This window comes from Paenibacillus oenotherae (assembly GCF_019443105.1).
In the GTDB taxonomy this organism is placed as follows: domain Bacteria; phylum Bacillota; class Bacilli; order Paenibacillales; family Paenibacillaceae; genus Paenibacillus_Z; species Paenibacillus_Z oenotherae.
This window is the reverse complement of the sequence record NZ_JAHZIJ010000001.1, coordinates 586,249-606,188: the sequence shown is the minus strand read 5'-3', so window position 1 is coordinate 606,188 and position 19,940 is coordinate 586,249. Positions and strand designations below refer to the sequence as shown.

Below are 19,940 nucleotides of genomic sequence, written 5' to 3'. Positions count from 1 at the left end.
CTGACGGCTTTGTATGAGGCTCCTCCGGCGGGATATGTTGCACCGGCCAAACTTTCAAGGAGGACGATATGATGGCAGCCGATGTAAAGCCTGAGGTCATTATTTATGTCGTGTCCGATTCTGCTGGTGATACAGGTGAGCTTGTTGTCCGTGCAGCGGTCGCGCAGTTCCATCCTATCAATGCCGATATTCGCAGAGCGGCGTTTATCCATGATGAAGGCACGCTTGAGCGCGTCGTTATTCAGGCAAAGGAGAACAATGCGATCATTCTGTATACGCTTGTTATTCCACATCTGCGCGATGGGCTGCATCGGATTGCGGAGCAGCACGGTGTAACGGCGATCGACCTGCTGGGCCAACTGGTGAGCAGTCTTGAGAATCGGACCAGCCGCAAATCCCGGCAAGAGCCTGGACTGAATCATGTTCTTGATGAGGATTACTTCCGTAAAGTGGAGGCAGTAGAATTTGCGGTCAAATACGATGATATGCGCGACACGACGGGAATTCTCAAAGCCGATATCGTGCTGGTAGGCGTCTCCCGAACATCCAAAACACCGCTGTCGATGTACCTTGCCCATAAGAAATTCAAGGTTGCGAATGTTCCGCTGATGCCGGAGCTGGAGCCGCCGAAGGAATTGTTCAGCATCCCGATGGAAAAAGTAATCGGACTTACGATTGATGTGCATTATTTGAATATCATTCGCAAGGAACGGCTGAAGGCGCTCGGTCTGCCTAACAGCGCCGCATACGCAACAACGGCCCGAATCGAACGTGAGCTGGCCTACGCCGCAGAAGTTATGAAGCGGATCGGTTGTGTTGTCATTGACGTTTCGCACCGGGCGGTTGAAGAAACGGCAAGTCTCATCCTGGAATGCATTCAGTCAAAGTGACTGCCGCAGATCGGCTAACGGCATGCATGAAGCAGGATTTTTTCGTAATTTGCCGTATATAATAGTACGGTACTTTAGCGGAAGATGCGGTGATGCATAATCGTGACAACAATTCCTACAATCGTAGTGGATGCCGATGCTTGCCCGGTGAAACGGCAAATTGTCGAAACAGCACGCCAATTTGCCGTGCCTGTACTGATGGTCGCATCCTATGATCACCGTCTTGAACCGGAGACAGGTGTGCGAATCGTGCAGGTTGACCGAAGCGATCAATCGGTTGATCTCTACATTTCCAACCATGTGGCACGGGGGGACATTGTCGTGACTCAGGACTTCGGCTTGGCTACGATCGTGCTTGCCAAGGGGGCGATTGCTTTATCGCCAAGGGGGCAGCAGTATGATGACGGGAATATTGATTTTCTGATGGCAAGGCGCCATGAGCTTGCCAAACTGAGGCGAAGCGGTGGCAGAGCGAAGGGCCCCAGAGCAATGACAGACGAGGATCGCGAGCAATTTCAGCAAAAGCTGACAAAAGTTTTGCGCAATCGGCAGGAGAATGATGAACGGTAGCGAATAGTTATACGTGTCATTCAGGATGAAGGTGAAGGTGTATGGCTTACAATAAAATACCAGATTCCATCATAGAGGCAGTACTCAGACAGCATGATATCGTGGATACGGTAGGGAAGTACGTTCACCTCTCGAAACACGGGAAATATATGAAGGGCCTATGTCCGTTTCACTCGGAGAAGACGCCGTCCTTCACAGTGACGCCGGAGAAGGGGATCTTCTACTGCTACGGGTGCGGCAAAGGCGGCAACTCCATCAAGTTCATGGAGGAGATCGAGGGATTTTCATTTCCTGAAGCGGTGCGGACTATGGCTGAGGAAGCAGGCATTCCTGTTACATGGGCCGGAAGCGGTGGCAGCAGGCAGGAAACGGCGGAGGATAGTGAGCGCGCACATTTGATTGAAGCGCACGAGCTTACTGCGAAGCTGTACAATTACTTGCTTATGAATACGACTCACGGGCAGCCGGCGCTGGAATATCTTCGTTCCCGTGGAGTCAGCGACAAGCAGATTGATCAATTTATGATCGGCTATGCGCCTCCTGAGTGGGATACATTGGTCCGTTTTCTTGAGAAGAGGCAATTCAGCCAAGCGCTTATGGAAAAGGGCGGATTATTCATTGCCAAAGGAGACGGCAGCGGCTATCTGGATCGTTTCCGCAACCGCATCATGTTTCCGATATGGAGTCGGGAGGGAAAAGTGATTGCTTTTGCCGGCAGAATGCTGGGAGAAGGACAGCCCAAATATTTGAACTCGCCCGAGACAACGTTATTCAACAAGAGCGGGATTCTGTACAACTTCCATCAATCAAGAGCACTCATGCGCAAAACTCGGCGTGTTGTATTGTTTGAAGGATACATGGACGTTATCAAATCCTGGAGCGCCGGCGTACATAACGGCGTTGCCTCAATGGGTACAGCACTAACCGAAGATCATGCGGCCATTCTCCAGCGGAATGTAGAAGAGGCGATTATCTGCTATGACGGGGATGATGCCGGACAAGCAGCCGTGCTCAAGACGATTCCGCTTCTGGAGCGTGTCGGATTGAAGGTGCAGGTGGCGATGCTGCCCAAAGGAATGGACCCGGATGAGTTTATCGCAGCCAACGGCGAGCATGTCTTCATTAGGGAGATTATCGAGCATCCCGTTTCTGTAACAAAATTTAAGCTACTATATGCTAGGAAAAACCATATACTCCTAGAAGAAGAGGGACGGAAAAACTATTCGCTCGAAGCGGTCGGCATCATTGCCAGGTTGGAATCTCCAACCGAGCGGGAGTTTTATCTCAAACAATTGTCCCGTGAGGTCGATATATCCTTGGAGTCATTAAAGCAGGACTGCTTCAAACATTGGCAGCAGCTGCAAAAAATGAAACCGCAAAGGGATAATAACGACAATTCGTGGAATAATGGTAGAAATGAAAACCGTCGTACGTCCAATATGCCGCCTATATTGCCGGCATATCAAGTTGCGGAGCGCAGACTGCTTGCGCGAATGCTGCAGGATGCGGAGACGGCGAGCGCGGTGCATGAGAAGCTTGGGGATGCTTTTAATGTGGAGGAGCACGCGGCGCTGGCTGCTTACTTATATGCTTTCTATGCGCAAGGCTATGATCCGGATGTTAGCCGGTTTATCGCATCGCTTCAGGATGATCGTCTCGAACGGGCAACGGCATCGATCCTTATGATGGATGATGAGTTTCCATTCGACGAGCATCTGCTTGAAGATTATATAAAAGAAATTCTTAAAGTGCCGAGATTCCGCGAAATCGAGCAGAAGAAAGAAGAGATGGTGCGGGCGGAACGTTCCGGCGACATGTTGTTGGCGGCACAAATTGCAAGTGAGATTATAGCCCTAGATAGACAGCTTAAAGGACAGCAGGATGATCGTTTCTAGGGAGGAGGGAGTCGGAATATGGCGAATGATCAACATACTGAACTGGATACCGAACAGAAGCTGGAGCTTGTTAAAGAACAGCTGATTGAGCATGGCAAGAAAAGATCCTCCTTAACGTACAAAGAGATTATGGAGAAGCTCTCGCCTTTCGACCAGGATCCGGAACAAATCGATGAGTTTTTTGAGCAGCTTGATGAGATTGGCATTGAAGTTGTGAATGAGAATGACGATCACCCTATTACAAGAGGGGAAGATCAAGAGCGCGAGCATGATGAGTTCAGCTTTGATGATGATTTGGCGCTCCCGCCAGGCATTAAGATTAACGATCCCGTCAGAATGTACCTGAAGGAAATCGGACGTGTACCGCTGTTGTCCGCGGATGATGAGATCGAGCTTGCGAAACGGATTGAGCATGGTGATGAAGAAGCGAAGCGCAGACTGGCGGAAGCGAACTTGCGTCTCGTCGTAAGTATAGCCAAGCGTTACGTCGGCCGCGGCATGCTGTTTCTGGATCTCATTCAGGAAGGTAATATGGGTCTTATTAAAGCGGTTGAGAAGTTCGACTTCACCAAGGGCTTTAAGTTCAGTACCTATGCAACCTGGTGGATCAGACAGGCAATTACGCGTGCAATTGCTGACCAAGCCCGGACCATTCGGATTCCGGTACATATGGTGGAAACCATTAACAAGCTGGTCAGAGTATCGCGTCAGCTGCTGCAGGAGCTGGGCCGTGAGCCAAGTCCGGAAGAAATTGCGGCAGAGATGGATCTGAGTACGGAAAAAGTGCGGGAAATCATGAAGATCGCGCAGGAGCCGGTATCGCTGGAGACTCCGATCGGGGAAGAGGACGATTCGCATCTTGGCGATTTTATCGAGGATCAGGAGGCGCTTGCGCCAGCTGACGCCGCCGCTTACGAGCTGCTCAAGGAGCAGTTGGAGGATGTGCTCGATACGCTGACCGAGCGTGAGGAGAACGTGCTTCGCCTTCGTTTCGGATTGGATGACGGTCGCACTCGGACGTTGGAGGAAGTAGGCAAGGTGTTCGGCGTTACGCGCGAGCGTATTCGTCAGATCGAAGCCAAAGCGCTTCGCAAGCTGCGCCATCCGAGCCGAAGCAAGCGGTTGAAGGATTTTCTCGAATAAACATACGGACCTTTCTGCCTCGGCAGCAAGGTCTTTTTTCAAAGATCGGAAAATCGCCGGCGAAAGGAACGAACAGCCGACATGGATCAAGAACGCAGAAAAGTGATTGTGAAAGAAATCGAGCATTGGCAAAGAAGCAAGCTGCTTCCTGACCAATATTGTGATTTTCTTCTGAATTTGTATCTGGAAGAGAATGAGGAACGGACACCTACGACAGTGGCTGGCAGAGCGGTACAAGTTGTTAAGCATGCATCGTGGAAACAGTGGATTGTTACATTTGGCATATTTTCCTTGATTTGTTTCATTGCACTTTATTTTAACGTTTTTCATCCGCTATTGCAAATTGGCGTAACGGCTTCGAGCGTGTTCACCCTGCTCTTGATCGGGCAGCGTAATCGAAGCAAGAATGAAGCGATGGGACTCGGATTGATCGGTACTGCGATGCTTCTTATGCTTGGATTAGGGATGTATATGCTTCAGCTTCACGCGCTGGACGGCTGGGGCTGGAAGGCAGGGCTGCTCGCCTTCTGTTCCCTCTTCTGGATTGCAGTCGGCATTGGCCTGCGCATACCGCTGCTTCATCTGAGCGGCTGGCTCGCTTCCTTTCTTGTCTATGCCTGGCTTCTGTCCAACAATACGGAATCTCCGGCATGGTACGAGGTGCAGCTCTACTGGCTTCCGGCGTCCTTCGTGTTCGGCTGGTGCAGCTGGTTTTTCCACCGCTGGTCGCGTCCGGTATCGGCAATTCTGTTCGTAGCAGGTGCATGTATCTGGTTTATGCCTGAATTGTATTCCGCTGTCTTTGTAACCGAGCAGGCATGGCTGCAGATTCAGCTGTTCGTCAAAATTATTGCGGGAGGGCTGCTGCTCTTCTCGCTTCGAAAACAATGGATTGCGTGGGTTGCTTGACATGATAAAGTTATCTAGAAGATTGCAAAGTATTGCGGACCGGGTGACGCATGGATCGCGCATAGCCGATATTGGCTCCGATCATGCGCTGCTGCCGGTCTATCTTGTCCAGAGCGGTAAGTGCCCCTCCGCCATTGCGGGTGAACTGAACAAGGGACCGTGGCAAGCCGCGGTCAAAGGAGTAGCTGAAGCTGGCTTGCGTCATGCGATTGATGTCCGCCATGGGGATGGCATGTCTGTTCTTCAAGCTGGCGAGGCCGATACGGTTACCATTGCTGGTATGGGCGGAAGCTTGATGAGCATGATTCTTGAGACGGGTTGGCTGGAGGGCAAGCTGGCCGGTGTTCAGGAGCTTGTTCTGCAGCCCAATGTCGGGGAGGACATCGTTCGCAGATGGCTTGTGGAGCGCGGTTATGCGCTTCAGCATGAGACCATAATGGAAGAGGACGGGCGAATTTATGAGGTGCTGCATGCTGCTGTGCTGGCGGAAGCCGACGCCCATAATGAGTCGTTGTATGATCCTTCATTCCTGCCGCTTCACTTCACAGAGCAAGAAGGCAAGGAGCTGCTGTACGCGATGGGACCGCTGCTGCTGCGTGAGCCGAGTGAATGGCTGATTCGCAAGTGGGAGCTGGAGCTTGAGAAGCTGGGGCGTATATGCGGGCAAATGAGCCAATCCGATACGCCGGAGGCCAGAGAGAAGGAAGCAGCTTTCAGAAGAGAAATGAGTGCAATCAGGGAGGTGCTCGGATGTTTGCCAACGGTCAGACCGTCGTCCAACTGATGGAGCAGCTTGCTCCTAAGCATTATGCGGTAGAGAATGACAAGATCGGGCTGCAGCTTGGAACGTTGAACAAGGAAGTGACCAAGGTGCTGGTCGCGCTGGACGTAACCGCCGAGGTCGTAGACGAGGCCATTGCTGTCGGCGCAGAGCTGATCATTGCGCATCATGCGATCATTTACAGGCCGCTTGCCAAGCTAGATACGTCCACGCCGCCTGGCAAGCTGTACGAGAAGCTTATCAAGCATGATATTGCGGTCTATATTTCGCATACCAATCTGGATGTTGCGGAAGGCGGCATTAACGACTGGATGGCGGATATGGTTGGCATTGAAGCCGCTGGGCGGACAAGCCTTGAGGATGTCCATACAGACAAGCTGTACAAGCTGGTCGTATTCGTTCCGCAAAGCCACCATGAGGCGGTGCTTCAGGCGATATGGAAGGCTGGCGCAGGCGGGATTGGCGCTTATGACTGCTGCAGCTTCAATATTGAAGGGACAGGAACCTTCCTGCCAGGGGAAGGCGCCAAGCCGTATATCGGAAAGGAAGGCAAGCTTGAGCGTGTACAGGAGATTCGGGTGGAGACGATTGTACCCCAAAGCGTACAGCGCAAAGTTGTGCAGGCGATGATGAAGGCGCATCCCTATGAAGAAGTAGCTTATGATCTGTACGCGATGGATTTGAAGGGACGCTCCTTTGGACTTGGCCGAGCAGGCAAGCTGAACGAGCCCGTCAAGCTTGGAGAGCTGGTTGAACGGGTGAAGGAGGTCTTCGACGTACCGTATGTAAGACTGGTCGGCGATCCGAATCGTCAAGTGAAGAAGGCGGCGGTGCTTGGCGGCTCAGGCGCCAGATATTACCGCCATGCGCTCTTCGCTGGTGCCGACGTGCTCATAACCGGCGATATTGATTACCATACCGCGCATGATGCGCTTGCGGCCGGACTTTCAATCATTGACCCCGGTCATAACATTGAGAAGATTATGAAGCCGCGGGTCGCGGATTGGCTCACCCGTGAGCTGAAAGAGCGCAAATACGGGACGGTGGCTATTCCATCTGCTATTGGAACAGAGCCATTCATATTCGTATAGCAGGCAGCGAATAGCGGTTTTGGCATGCCCAGGAAGTACGGGAAAGGTTTCGTTCTTGAGCTTTTGCCGCATTCTTAGTATACTAGCTAGTACACGGAAAGTTTGACAGACAATCGCTGGCGGCTGTGAGGCCGCGAGAGGAAAGTCCGGGCTCCGCAGGGTAGGATGCTGGATAACGTCCAGTCGGCGCGAGCCGAAGGATAGTGCCACAGAAATGGACCGCCGATGGCCGGCCTCGTGCCGGCACAGGCAAGGGTGGAACCGTGGTGTAAGAGACCACGAGGACCGTTGGTGACAACGGTGCTGGTAAACCCCATCTGGAGCAAGACCGAGAGAACACAGCATGAAAGCTTCGGCTTTCGGCACCCTTACCCGGGGCGTGTTCGGGTTGGTTGCTTGAGCCCGTCAGCAATGGCGGGCCTAGATAGATGATTGTCGCTTCGTTAGTGGGAGGGTCGTTCCCGATTGGACCACCGGAAGCACAGAACCCGGCTTATGGCAAGCTTTCCGCAACGACTAGAACAAACGACTAGAACAAATAAAGGCTGCAACCGTTGTCTCCGGTATACCGGGAGAGAACGGGGCAGCCTTTTTGTTCGTTTGGCTTATGCTGTGGCAGTCAATCTCATTTGTATTTGCTGGCGATTTGCGCCAAGCGCCGCTCCACCTGCTGAGGAAATTGCTGGAGAGATACGGCAGACTGCCGGGCCTTCTCCAGTGCGCGAACGACGTCAATCTGCCCGTAGCCAAAATAATTGTCCTTGCCCTTGTCACCGAGATCTTGGGCGGAGGTTCGCATAATCTTCATTACCTCCTCATTGGAGAGATCCGGATTAATGGAACGGATCAGCCCGGCCAGGGCGGCCACATGAGGGCTGGCCATAGAAGTGCCGGACAGTGCGGCATATTGGCTGCCGGGATATGTGCTGGCAATGCTGGCTCCCGGTGCAGCGACATCGATGTAGTCGCCATAGTTGGAGAAGGACGATTTGGACCCGTCGGCATCTGTTGAAGCAACAGCGAATACTTCAGGATAAGCTGCGGGGAAGCCCGGCCGTTCTGTATTGTCATTGCCGCTTGCCGCGACCAGGACGACATCATGGTCATAGGCGTACTTAATGGCATCATGCAGAAATTCTGCCTGCGCATAATTGCCAAGACTCATATTGATCACTTTGGCGCCGTGATCGGTCGCCCATATAATCCCTTCTGCTACGGAGTAAGTGGAGCCGGCGCCACTGCTGTCGAGCACCTTGACCGGCAGAACCTTGTTGTACCAAGACAGTCCGGCAACACCTTCCCCATTGTTCACTGAGGCTGCAATAATGCCGGCAACATGCGTGCCATGTCCGACATCATCATCCGGGGCCATGCTGTCATCGACAATGTTGGTACCGGTCATCAGCTTACCGGACAGATCGGGATGATCGGCCTGAACGCCGGTATCGAGCACGGCAATAATGACCTTCTCGCTGCCTTTGGTTAGATTCCAGCCCTTCTCCGTCTCAATGACCGGCAAATTCCACTGATATTTGGAATAGAGCGCATCATTAGGTACAATAGAGGCATCATTGGTTAAATATAAGTAATGCGGCTCGACATATTGAGGCTGCCATGTTTTGTTGAAATAATTAATTAACGGCCGGGCCTCCATCTCCTTGGAACGGAAAATATAAGTGGAGCCAAGCTTTCTTATAGAGAGCGCGGATATATCGTGCCTGATCTGTTCCAGCTCGCTGTCAGATGGCTGACGGTTGAATTTTACGACGACCTCGTTGACATGATAATGGCTTGCATTGCCGTTGTCCTCGCCGTTTCTTACCGTTATATCTGTGGTGGAATTGGGTTTCACCGATTCGATCTTATAATGCCCTTCGGCAGGGTAAGGGACAAGACGCAAATTGCGCTTCTGGTGGCGTTCAACTTGATTGACAACATCCTGAAGCAGTACGCCTGATATCCCGTCGCCCTTGCGGCGCTCATCCGGCACGGCAACGACCAGATACAGCCTTCCATTGGCCTTTATCGGCGGGGAAGTGTAGTTTTGTCCGCTTTCAATAGCGGCAGCTCCTTGCTTGAGATAGTTCTGCATGCTCGCTTGAGCATGGGAGCCGGAAGGCAGTTTGCCTCTGCTTATTTTTTGCCCATTGTGAACCCAGTTTACGTAAATCATCTGTTTGTGCATGTCCATCATGTGCTGCAGCTTTTCCTTCTTTTCCTTGGAGGAATTGCCTTGCAGCATGAGCTTATGCAGGTTTCGGGCGCATTCTGTCGCGCACAGCTTGGCTGTAGCGTCCATGTCCTGCCGCACCGTACTGATCTTCATATGATGCTCTTGGGCGGCGGTCAGCGGCTTTATTCCGCTTGGACGGTTAATCTGCGCATTCGGCTGGGGTGCTACAGGCGCACGGGCAGTGAACCACGGGGATAGTGGAATGAGAAAAGCGGCGGCTGCCAGTACCGCAGCCCATCCGATCCATTTGCGTCGCATTGCGGTTGTCCTCCTCAGAAGTGAATCCAGCGTGCCTCCTTGGCCGCTTTTCCTTAGAGTTCGGACTATTTCAAGAAAATATACGGTGCTTATGTGCAAAGGACAGTACCATCTGCATGTATTTTGTGGTACGATGTTGGTGGTTTGATTAAGTATTGTTCTGGATTATGAAAGGGGAATTACCGATGCCTTCGACGAATGTGAAGCCGCTTAGTGAATCAACACGAGACAAATTGAAACAAGCGATTGGCCATTTGGAAACATTTCTTAACCAGCATGCGCTTCCCGGGCTGACAGCCGAGGATAATGGCAATGAAGCGGAGCTTTTCTATAAAGGGTTGCTATCCGATCTGAGACATCTGCTTGTTTTTTCGGAAGTTGCTTACGAGAAGCTGGGAGTTGCCCTGAGACGCCCGAATTTCGATATTGAATTCGCGGAGCGCGCGCTTTATGAAGTGTACCACCAATGTGTGAACGCGTTCTTCTATCCTAAGAATGAATGCTACTCCGAAGACGGACGTTATGCCTATACGGGACAGGATGCCATCCGATTCCGCATTAAACCGCTGCGTGACGCCAAGGAGATCGTGCTGGCTGTATCTAAAGTATATGAGGAGCTTCGTGATGATCTTTCCTACTACGAGAGCGACTACATGACCCAGCGCCGTATGCAAGGACAAAAATAAGGCAAGCATAACACACCCCCGGTACGGGCAACTTGATACCGGGGGTGATTTTTATGCCGAAGGGCGTAAGCTGCAGCGTTGCCAACTGCACCTATTGGGCGAAAGGCAACCAGTGCGGCGCTGATCAAATTATGATCGATATTGACAGTCATTCGAAGATCAATGTGGATTCTGAGTTTGCTCAAGAAGGATTTGGCTCTGAGCATCAGGATACAGCTCCTGAATCTGCGGACACTTGCTGCCATACGTTTAAACCTAAGGGGTGATGAGGAGCTATGGGAAACCATTCAAGCTCGCATGACAACAGGAAGGCGAAGCGGTCCCGTAAGCTGGACAAAACCCATCAGGACGAAATGGCTGCAGAATTGGCGGTTCCGGGCCTTATGGGAGATACTTCCGCTTCAGATGAAGGCGCCCGTCGTGAGTATGCAAGAAAAGCAACCCGCTCCGCAGGAGTTGCTGTCGGCTGGGCGGGTCTGATCATTGCGGCTCTATCGTGGTTTGTCTGGCCGGTGCTGCTCGGAATTACAGCGGCTGTGCTTGGCTTTATTGCTTTCCGGCAGGGCAGCCGCGGCCTTGGCACATGGTCCATCACATTAGGCCTTATTGCTGCTGCCGCTTATTTGATCCTTATTCCGCTCTATTACGCTCTAACCTGATTATTCGGCTGGTGCAGAAGATGTGACTATCCGAAAAGTCCGATATCCAATGATCCGGTCCCAAATGATGCAGATGCCTCCAAAACCACAGAAGAGTGGATTGGAGGCATCTTTTCAATGTATGCACAACCCCTCTCCAACTGTTTTGACGGCAGCTGTGACGGAGTAAGAAGGCTGCGAATGTGCATGAATTTCGGTTACAGGAGGCCATAATGGCAGAATGCCTGCAATCATGCATGAATTTGAGCAAAAATCGGTCGCTTAGGGGAAAGGAAGGTGAACTACCTGCCCTCTGGCAGGCAGTTCACCTTCCTGGGGCCAGAAACGAGCAAATAAATGCCGTTTCGCATGTTTTGCCTAGCTCTTGCAGCTCGCTGTCTCTTTTTTCCGTAGTGGGAGCTGAGATTTTTTATAGGACTAATTACTTACTGGCGAATGGATTGAAAACGATGTAGAATAAGATCAAAGTATGTCATAATGGATTGTCATGTTAACGGTAACGGAGGCTTACGATGAGCATAGATCCGCGGATAATGAAAACGATGCTTCAGCTTCAATGGATGCAAAGTCTCGATATGAACGGCAGCGGCACATCCAACGTACTATCGCCGGACAACCAGGACGGCTCTTTGTTCGGTACGATGCTGAGCCAGCTGCTTTCTGGCGCAGCTGAAGGGGGCGGGTTCGGCAATGCGGACGTTCTATCCTCCACCTCAAGCACAGCGGCGCTTATGCCGCTGCTGAAGGGATCATTGCCCCTTACATACAATGGGGAGTATACAGCAACAGCAGCGAGTGCGAATCCTACAGCCTATGACAATTACATAGAGGCAGCTGCAGCCAAATATAATGTTGATCCTGCGCTTGTCAAAGCCGTAATTGATACAGAATCATCCTACAATCCCAATGCGGTATCCTCAGCAGGCGCTAAAGGCCTCATGCAGCTGATGGATGGTACAGCCCGTGGGCTTGGGGTCAGCAATTCCTTTGATCCGCAGCAGAATATTGAGGGCGGAACAAGGTATCTATCCTACCTGCTCAACAAGTATGACGGGAATGTACAAGCTGCGCTTGCCGGCTATAATGCCGGACCTGGCCGGGTAGACCGCGCTGGCATTCACAATAATGCCGATGTTGCTGAGAAGCTTCATCTACTGCCGCAGGAAACACAGAAGTACATTGCGAAGGTTATGAATGCTCATGCTATGTATGGCTTGTCCTGATCGATAAGCCCAATAGATGACGGGAACGAACAGATCGCGGGGAACTGGCTGCGCTTCATGCAGACTTTCTTCGTTGATCTTTTTATTTTGGGGGAAAGGGGGCAGAGGAAGAGATGATCTACTTTGACCACTGCGCTTCTACACCGCCGCATGAAGAGGTTATACGGACGATGGCGGAGGTGATGGCGCAGCATTATGGCAATCCCTCCTCCCTCCACCGGGGCGGCCTGGAGGCGAAGAAGCTGCTTCAGCGTTCACGCGGGCTTGTGGCGGGTTTATTCGGAACAGAGGCCGAGGAATGGGTATTCACCTCCGGCGGCACAGAGAGCAACAATATGGCCATTGTCGGGGCGGCTCGCCGCAGCACTGCGCGGGGCAATCACTTAATTACGACCGAGATCGAGCATCCATCCGTATATGACACCTTCAAAGTGCTGGAGAAAGACGGCTTTCGCGTCACTTATTTGCCGGTGAACGCTGGCGGATTTGTATCGCTGAGCGATGTGGAGGCCGCCTTGACGGAGGATACTTCACTTGTCAGCATCATGCATGTCAATAACGAAATAGGCTCCGTTCAGCCGATTGCGGCAATTGGAGAGCTGCTGAAGACAAGGCGCAGCATTCTGTTCCATGTCGATGGCGTACAGAGCGTCGGCAAGCTGCCGATCTTCCTTCGCGAATGGGGAGTTGATCTGTTCACGGCATCCGCCCATAAAGTAAGAGGCCCTAGAGGGGCAGGCCTGCTCTATGTTCGGAACGGGCTTCAATTAGAGCCGTTAATGGCGGGCGGAGGACAGGAGAACGGTCTGCGTCCGGGTACGGAGAACGTTGGGGCCATTGTCGCAGCCGCGAAGGCGTTCCGGCTTGCTGTGGAGAGCCAGGAGGAACGCAGCAGGAGAATGCAGAGGCTGCGTTCCAGACTAGTCAGCTGCGTGCAGGACATCCCTGAGCTTGTGCTGAATGGATGGGCCGATGCTTCCGGCATCGGGGGCTCCACAGAGGCGGGATCGCACGCTTCTCATCCCAGGGAGGAGATGTCGCCGCATATCGTCAATTTCTCCTACCCTGGCATGAAGCCGGAGGTATTCATTCATATGCTGGAAAAGCACCGCATTCTGGCATCGACCAAATCCGCTTGTTCGTCCAAGGATGACAAGCCGAGCCGTGTGCTTCAAGCTATGGGCGCTTCAGCTGCACGGGCAGCCAGCGGTATTCGCATCAGCTTCGGCGATGAGCATGGCGACGCGGAGCTGGAATGGCTGTGCCAAATGCTAGGGATGGTCGTCGGGAAGTTAAAGCCGCTTGAAAGGAAGGATCAACGAGAATGAAAGCAGATATGATCTTGATTCGTTTCGGCGAATTTACATTAAAGGGACGCAATCGGGGGCAATTCGAAAGACGCATGCTGCAGAAGGTTAAGGGGGTACTGGCTCCTTTCCCGGATGCGGCAGTTGCACATACTTACGGTCGGCTTTATATAACATTGAACGGAGCGCCATACGAAACGATTGCGAAGGAATTGAAGCTTGTATTCGGCATTCATTCGTTCAGTCCTGTAAGGCGGATCGAGTCCGATCTGGAAATGATCAGGGAAACCGCGCTTGAGCTCATGCATTCGCTGCCCAAGGAGCCGGTCACGTTCAAGGTATCTGTGCGCCGCGTCGACAAATCTTTTCCTTACGATTCTCCCGAGATGAATCATTTGGTGGGCTCGCATGTGCTGCGTGCTTGCCCGAACCTGAAGGTGAATGTCAGAGAGCCTGAGGTGGAGCTGCGGGTCGAAATCCAGCCCGAAGGCACTTATATTTTCAACGAAGTCGTGGAGGGAGCGGGCGGATATCCCTACGGGACGAACGGCAAAGCGATGCTGCTGCTGTCCGGCGGGATCGACAGTCCGGTGGCAGGCTATCTGTCCATGCGCAAAGGTCTGGAATTGGAAGCGGTCCACTTCCACAGCTATCCCTTCACAAGCGAGCAGGCCAAGGAGAAGGTCATCGAGCTGACGAGACGCTTGGCTCACTACAGCGGAGTTCCGATCAAGCTGCATATGGTATCCTTTACGGAAATTCAAACAGCGCTCGCATCATCCAATCAGGAGCCGCTCATTATAACGCTTATGCGAAGGTCGATGCTTCGTATAGCGCAGAGGCTGGCCGAGCAGTCTGCCGCGCTGGGCATCGTGACTGGTGACAGCCTGGGGCAGGTGGCCAGCCAGACGCTTGGAAGCATGAACGTGATCGGACGATCAACAGAGCTGCCGCTGCTCAGGCCGCTTATTATGATGGATAAGAACGATATTATCCGCATAGCGGAAGAGATCGGGACTTATGCAACCTCAATCCTGCCTTATGAGGATTGCTGTACGCTCTTTGTTCCCAAGTCCCCGACAACGAATCCGAATTTGAAGGTTGTTCAGAAGATCGAAGCTTGCATTCCGAATCTGGATAAGATGATTGAAGAAGCCGTTGCGGGTATTGAGACGATTAGTATCACGCCGGGCGCAAGGACAACGGCGGAAGCTGCGGGCAATGACGATTGGTTCTAAAGCGCAATAAAGCAGGGATTCCCTTCATTGATGGGTTCCCCTGCTTTTTTTATTGGCATTCATACGCAAGCGCATGCTGTTCTTCCAGAGGCCGGCCACGATAACGAGAATGACGACAAGAATCATGAAGGACCATTTGAACAGGGGGCTGCTTTGGAAAAAATGCTCGACCTTGGGCTCGTGAGTAATCATTTTGGCCGCGGTATATGCAAGTACTCCTGATCCCAGATAAACAATCCAGGGCAGCCGGTTGATGGCCTTAATGAACAGCGTGCTGCCCCAAACGACTATAGGAATGCTGATGATGAGACCAAGCACAACAAGCAGATAATCGCCATGAGCGGCTCCTGCCACTGCAATGACATTGTCCAGGCCCATGGCGGCATCGGCTATGATAATCGTCCGTATAGAAGCCCACAGCGTATTGCCCGGCTTGATGTCGTCATGCCCGTTCTGATCGACCAGCAGCTTGTAGGCGATCCAGAGCAGCAGAATTCCGCCGACCATGAGCAGCCAAGGAATGTCCAGCAGGTAGACGACGAGAATTGTAGCGATTGCCCGAATGCCGACAGCGCCGACGGTTCCCCAGATCACGGCGCTCTTCTGCTGATGGGTCGGCAGATTTCTGGCTGCCAGTCCGATGACAATCGCATTGTCGCCTGCAAGTATAAGGTCGATAAACACAATCGTGATCAATGCCGAAAGAAATTCAACGGATAGCAGTTCCATCGCGTGTCCCTTCCTTCCTCTTTGTACGTGCCTAGTTTATGCATACGCTTGTTGGCGTCCGACAATTCGTAAAGGATATGCGAACATAACTGGGAAGGCTCGGACATACAAGTTGGATAAGCGTATTTTTCGTTTGTGCAGACCAAATGCCGCGAATGGAGGAGGAGCAACTGGACAATCTGCTCGTATTTATCCAAATTGTGTTTATTAATGTGCTGCTAAGTGGGGATAATGCCATTGTAATAGCGCTTGCCAGCCAGCAGCTTCCGCATGCCCAGCGCCGCAGGGCGGTCTGGTGGGGAACTGCCGCAGCCGTACTGCTCCGCTGCCTGCTGACGCTTGTAGCAATAACGCTGCTTGAGGTTCCCTACCTTCAGGCTGCGGGAGCGGTGCTGCTATTCCTCATTGCAGTGAAGCTGGTCAAGGATTCCGCAGGGCGGAATGATGACGTCCATAATGTTCGCAAATCAGGCTCGCTCGTTGGCGCGATACGCACGATTGTGGCTGCTGACTTCGTGATGAGTCTTGACAATGTGCTGGCCATTGCCGCAGTAGCGGAGGGCGAGCCTGTCCTGATATTGCTTGGCATTGCGCTCAGCATACCGATGATTATTTGGGGCAGCCACCTGCTGGGCAATCTGCTTCACCGGTTTCCGATTCTCGTTTATTTGGGCGGAGGCTTGCTCGGTTATGCGGCCGGAGGCATGCTCGTGCATGATCCCGGATTGCTGAGATTGTGGCTTCAACCGTATTCGACGCTGCAGGATGCGATCCCGATCTTATGCATACCGCTCGTCATTATTGCCGCCCTTCTCCGTCCTCAGAGATGAAGGGCGGTATTTTTTTTGTGGAAATATTCGTTGGCACTGGTTTTTTGTCCGTCGTTCCTTTAAACTAGTAATGATAAAAAAGTGTCGAGAGAAGGGAATTTTCGCATGTCGAAAAACCAATATGCTGTCGGCTTATTGTTCCTGACGGTCGGCGCTGCCATTTTGCTTGGAAAGCTTGGCTTGTTTGCTTTCATAGGAACGAATTTCTGGCCGCTTTTCGTGCTTATTCCCGGTATTTTAATGCATGTGCTGTTTTTCGGCCGGTTGCTGCCTGCTTTTATGCTGATTCCAGGCGCAATTCTAACGATTAACGCCTTAATCTTTTTCTTCTGCATTGCATTCGGATGGAGCTATATGCCAGTCTTGTGGCCCTTTTTTATTTTGGGGGTTGCGCTTGGGCTGTATGAATATCATCTGTTTGAAATGTCACACCCGAAATTTCCGCTGACTGCCGCTGTCATACTTGCTTTAACTGCGGTATCCTTCTTTGTCATCATGGTATTCTGGGGTTGGGGAATGTACATCATTGCAGTAGGGCTTATCGTCGCAGGAGGGTGGCTGGTGAAGGCTGGAAGGCGCACCCGCTGGTGACCAAGCTTACAGGTTCAAAGGATCAGACAACAATAAAATAAGTGGAGTGGATAATTACAATGCAAGCCAGAGAAAATTTACGTAATATCGCAATCATTGCGCACGTTGACCACGGTAAAACAACGCTAGTAGACAAACTGCTGCAGCAATCCGGCACATACCGTGACAATGAAGCTGTTCAGGAGAGAGCGATGGACTCCAACGATCTGGAGCGGGAGCGCGGTATTACCATTTTGGCCAAGAACACAGCAATTACGTACAAGGATTATTTGATCAACATCGTGGATACGCCTGGACATGCTGATTTCGGCGGAGAAGTAGAACGGATCATGAAGATGGTTGACGGGGTGCTGCTGGTCGTCGATGCATTCGAAGGCTGTATGCCGCAAACCAAATTCGTACTTCGCAAGGCGCTTGAGCATCAGCTTACCCCGATCGTTGTATTGAACAAAATCGACCGTCCGAACGCGCGTCCATCCGAAGTGGTAGACGAGGTGCTGGATCTGTTCATCGAGCTTGGCGCTAATGATGAGCAGCTTGATTTCCCCGTTGTATACGCATCTGCTCTTATGGGCACATCCAGCTATGATCCTGACAAGCAGGACGCAGACATGCATGCGCTGTATGAAACGATTGTCAGCCATATCCCATCCCCGACAGAGAATGTGGACGCATCGCTGCAATTCCTTGTTACTCTTCTTGATTACAATGAATATATGGGCCGCATTGCGATCGGCCGCGTTAACCGCGGAATTATCCGTCAAGGCCAGAGCGTAGCTGTCATTACGCGTGAAGGTGCGACCAAGCAAGCGCGCATTGAGAAGCTGTTCGGATTCCAGGGTTTGAAGCGGGTTGAAGTTGAGCAGGCTGGAGCAGGCGATATTATTGCGATAGCAGGTATCCGCGAGATCAACATTGGAGAAACCATTGCCGATCCGGCCAACCCTGAAGCGCTGCCGGTTCTGAAGATCGATGAGCCGACACTGCAAATGACATTCCTCGTTAACAACAGTCCGTTCGCAGGACGCGAGGGCAAGTGGGTAACCTCCCGGAAGCTGCGCGAGCGTCTGTTCAAGGAGCTTGAAACGGATGTTGCTCTGCGCGTTGATGAAACGGATAGCCCGGATGCGTTCATCGTCTCAGGACGCGGTGAGCTACACCTTAGTATCCTGATTGAGAATATGCGCCGCGAAGGCTTCGAGCTTCAAGTTTCCAAGCCTGAGGTTATTATTAAAGTAGAAGATGGCGTCAAGCTGGAGCCATACGAGCGGCTGCTGATCGACGTGCCGGAAGAGAGCACGGGTTCGGTTATGGAAAGTCTCGGTTCGCGCAAAGCCGAGATGGTCAATATGATCAACAACGGAACAGGCCAAGTCCGCCTGGAGTTTATTATTCCGGCTCGGGGCTTGATTGGCTATCGCACGCAATTCCTGACGCTTACCCGCGGTTATGGCATTATGAACCATGCGTTCGACAAATACGGCCCGCTTGCAGGCGCTTCCGTCGGCGGCCGTCACCAAGGCGTGCTCGTGGCGAGCGAGAACGGCACATCTACCTTCTACGGTATGCTGGGGGTAGAGGACCGCGGCATTCTGTTCCTTGAGCCAGGCGTAGAGATTTATGAAGGCATGCTTGTCGGCGAGCACAATCGCGATAGCGATATTATCGTCAACATTTGTAAGGAGAAGCAGCTTACGAACGTTCGCTCTGCATCGAAGGATGACACTGTTCGTCTGAAAACGCCGATCCTGTTCTCCCTGGAGCAAGCGCTGGAGTATTTGAATGATGATGAATATTGCGAAATTACCCCAAAATCGATCCGTTTGCGCAAGAAGCTGCTCAATAAGAGCGAGCGTGAGCGTGCGGATAAACAACGCAAGCAGGCCGCTCAATCGGGCGTTTAAGCTGTTTGAAGCAACGAAGGGAGGATGAACAAGGTGCAGGATTGGTTTCAGGCCCACCCCATCATCTCGTATATTTTGATCCTATGCTTGACGATGTATATCTTCAATGCGGTATTCCGCGTACAGCGGCTGCCGCTTATTAAAGAAATATTGGTACACCTTGTTATGGCTGTTGGCGCATTCGTGCTGTTCGTGCTGCAGATCGACAAGCTGCCGATCATCCAGTGCATGTCCGTCGCCGTAGCGATGATGCTCATGCTGCGCGGCCGCCAGATCTACGACAAGTGGAAGGGCAGAGGGAAAAACACGAAAACGACGTAATCAATCCCGCTCCGGGTCGGAGGGTTCTTACGATCGCTGTTAAAGCCCGATTTCTTCATTGTAGAAGTAATTAAAGGTTGAAATCGGGCTTTAAAGGCGAGCACTGCCGTTTCTCCAGAATCCCTCCGACCCTCCGCTTTGTTCGTGCGTATGCTCAAACTTTAAGACTGTAAAGTTTGATGTTGTTTTTTTGTGTGTAAGAGGGTATGACGCTATAGGAGCCAAGCGGAGCGGGCGGAATCGTTCTGGAGAAGCGAAGCGTTCGCCTTTGTCCCTGGATTTCAACTGCTGAAGCAGTTATGGAATGAAGAAATCCAGGGACAACAGCGATCGGAAGAACGATCCGCACGCGCAGCGGGGCTCTTAAATACCGGAGTATGTCTCGAGGAGATGGCGCATGCGGCTTGATGATGCATTGTTCAACTGGCTTCAGATTCAAATTGTAGCAGAGGCAAGGCCTGATGACGGTGCCGCCATTGATACCCGTGATTTCTTTCTGCAGATATTAACAGAGGATCATGGTCTTGCGAATGTAGCGGTAGATAAGGTAGACGATACGATGATATATGTCCGCTACGAACGGGAAGGGCGCAGCAAAGTACAGATGTTCCCGCGCGAAGCGGGTGAACAGCTGCTCAGCGACATTGACGCGAACCCGAAATATAATTGACAAAAGGTGAAT

The 19,940-nt window shown here is 52.0% G+C and carries 20 protein-coding genes and 1 other RNA gene; 19 read left to right on the top strand and 2 right to left on the bottom strand.

All coding sequences use genetic code 11. The features are described from left to right. Positions 1-71 precede the first annotated feature (71 nt). From K0T92_RS02920 to rnpB, 8 genes are all read left to right on the top strand, one after another. Positions 72-890, top strand: a complete 819-nt coding sequence (locus K0T92_RS02920; RefSeq protein ID WP_219871184.1) for a pyruvate, water dikinase regulatory protein — start codon at positions 72-74, stop codon at positions 888-890. A 99-nt stretch (positions 891-989) separates the two neighbouring features. Continuing rightward, on the top strand, positions 990-1,460 hold the full coding sequence (locus K0T92_RS02915; protein ID WP_343223621.1) for a YaiI/YqxD family protein: 471 nt from the start codon (positions 990-992) through the stop codon (positions 1,458-1,460). Positions 1,461-1,501: 41 nt separating this feature from the next. Next, complete coding sequence (gene dnaG / locus K0T92_RS02910; RefSeq protein WP_219870903.1) at positions 1,502-3,355, top strand: DNA primase; 1,854 nt, start codon at positions 1,502-1,504, stop codon at positions 3,353-3,355. Positions 3,356-3,373: 18 nt separating this feature from the next. After that, positions 3,374-4,498 carry an RNA polymerase sigma factor RpoD gene (rpoD, locus tag K0T92_RS02905; RefSeq protein WP_219870902.1) on the top strand — a complete coding sequence of 375 codons (1,125 nt, stop codon included), beginning with the start codon at positions 3,374-3,376 and terminating at the stop codon, positions 4,496-4,498. Between the two features lie 81 nt (positions 4,499-4,579). Continuing rightward, complete coding sequence (locus K0T92_RS02900) at positions 4,580-5,407, top strand: hypothetical protein (RefSeq protein ID WP_219870901.1); 828 nt, start codon at positions 4,580-4,582, stop codon at positions 5,405-5,407. 1 nt (position 5,408) lies between these two features. Next, complete coding sequence (locus K0T92_RS02895) at positions 5,409-6,191, top strand: tRNA (adenine(22)-N(1))-methyltransferase (RefSeq protein ID WP_219870900.1); 783 nt, start codon at positions 5,409-5,411, stop codon at positions 6,189-6,191. Continuing rightward, positions 6,158-7,279: a Nif3-like dinuclear metal center hexameric protein gene (locus tag K0T92_RS02890; RefSeq protein WP_219870899.1), complete on the top strand. Its 1,122-nt coding sequence runs from the start codon at positions 6,158-6,160 to the stop codon at positions 7,277-7,279. Before K0T92_RS02895 ends, K0T92_RS02890 begins: the two co-directional genes overlap by 34 nt. A 97-nt stretch (positions 7,280-7,376) precedes the next feature. Beyond that, positions 7,377-7,790, top strand: an RNA gene (gene rnpB, locus K0T92_RS02885) — RNase P RNA component class A. Between the two features lie 114 nt (positions 7,791-7,904). Here rnpB and K0T92_RS02880 read toward each other — a convergent pair. After that, a complete protein-coding gene (locus K0T92_RS02880; RefSeq protein WP_219870898.1) occupies positions 7,905-9,770 on the bottom strand; it encodes a S8 family peptidase in 1,866 nt (621 codons plus the stop codon). Between the two features lie 185 nt (positions 9,771-9,955). Between K0T92_RS02880 and K0T92_RS02875 the strand changes: the two genes are divergently transcribed. From K0T92_RS02875 to thiI, 6 genes are all read left to right on the top strand, one after another. Then, on the top strand, positions 9,956-10,456 hold the full coding sequence (locus K0T92_RS02875; protein WP_219870897.1) for a YpuI family protein: 501 nt from the start codon (positions 9,956-9,958) through the stop codon (positions 10,454-10,456). Between the two features lie 53 nt (positions 10,457-10,509). Next, positions 10,510-10,722, top strand: coding sequence for a DUF1540 domain-containing protein (locus K0T92_RS02870; RefSeq protein WP_219870896.1), 213 nt, complete (start codon positions 10,510-10,512; stop codon positions 10,720-10,722). A 9-nt stretch (positions 10,723-10,731) separates the two neighbouring features. Beyond that, the gene (locus K0T92_RS02865; RefSeq protein ID WP_219870895.1) at positions 10,732-11,115 is read left to right on the top strand and encodes a hypothetical protein; all 384 of its coding nucleotides are present in this window, start codon (positions 10,732-10,734) and stop codon (positions 11,113-11,115) included. A 512-nt stretch (positions 11,116-11,627) separates the two neighbouring features. Further along, a complete protein-coding gene (locus K0T92_RS02860; protein ID WP_219870894.1) occupies positions 11,628-12,338 on the top strand; it encodes a lytic transglycosylase domain-containing protein in 711 nt (236 codons plus the stop codon). Positions 12,339-12,451: 113 nt separating this feature from the next. Next, positions 12,452-13,666: a cysteine desulfurase family protein gene (locus tag K0T92_RS02855; protein ID WP_219870893.1), complete on the top strand. Its 1,215-nt coding sequence runs from the start codon at positions 12,452-12,454 to the stop codon at positions 13,664-13,666. Next, positions 13,663-14,883, top strand: a complete 1,221-nt coding sequence (gene thiI, locus K0T92_RS02850; protein ID WP_219870892.1) for a tRNA uracil 4-sulfurtransferase ThiI — start codon at positions 13,663-13,665, stop codon at positions 14,881-14,883. Before K0T92_RS02855 ends, thiI begins: the two co-directional genes overlap by 4 nt. 24 nt (positions 14,884-14,907) lie before the next feature. On the opposite strand, the gene K0T92_RS02845 is transcribed toward thiI, so the two are convergent. Beyond that, positions 14,908-15,612, bottom strand: coding sequence for a TerC family protein (locus tag K0T92_RS02845; RefSeq protein WP_219870891.1), 705 nt, complete (start codon positions 15,610-15,612; stop codon positions 14,908-14,910). Positions 15,613-15,767: 155 nt separating this feature from the next. On the opposite strand from K0T92_RS02845, the gene K0T92_RS02840 reads away from it, so the two are divergent. The 5 genes from K0T92_RS02840 to K0T92_RS02820 all read left to right on the top strand — a co-directional run bounded on the left by K0T92_RS02840 (position 15,768) and on the right by K0T92_RS02820 (position 19,928). Further along, positions 15,768-16,442 (top strand): TerC family protein, encoded by a 675-nt coding sequence (locus K0T92_RS02840; RefSeq protein ID WP_246627800.1) that lies wholly within the window; start codon positions 15,768-15,770, stop codon positions 16,440-16,442. 105 nt (positions 16,443-16,547) lie between these two features. Then, a complete protein-coding gene (locus tag K0T92_RS02835) occupies positions 16,548-17,033 on the top strand; it encodes a hypothetical protein (protein ID WP_219870890.1) in 486 nt (161 codons plus the stop codon). A gap of 59 nt (positions 17,034-17,092) precedes the next feature. After that, positions 17,093-18,937: a translational GTPase TypA gene (gene typA / locus K0T92_RS02830; RefSeq protein WP_219870889.1), complete on the top strand. Its 1,845-nt coding sequence runs from the start codon at positions 17,093-17,095 to the stop codon at positions 18,935-18,937. A gap of 33 nt (positions 18,938-18,970) precedes the next feature. After that, a complete protein-coding gene (locus K0T92_RS02825) occupies positions 18,971-19,258 on the top strand; it encodes a YlaH-like family protein (protein WP_219870888.1) in 288 nt (95 codons plus the stop codon). Positions 19,259-19,655: 397 nt separating this feature from the next. Next, a complete protein-coding gene (locus K0T92_RS02820; RefSeq protein ID WP_219870887.1) occupies positions 19,656-19,928 on the top strand; it encodes a hypothetical protein in 273 nt (90 codons plus the stop codon). The last annotated feature ends 12 nt before the right edge of the window (positions 19,929-19,940 follow it).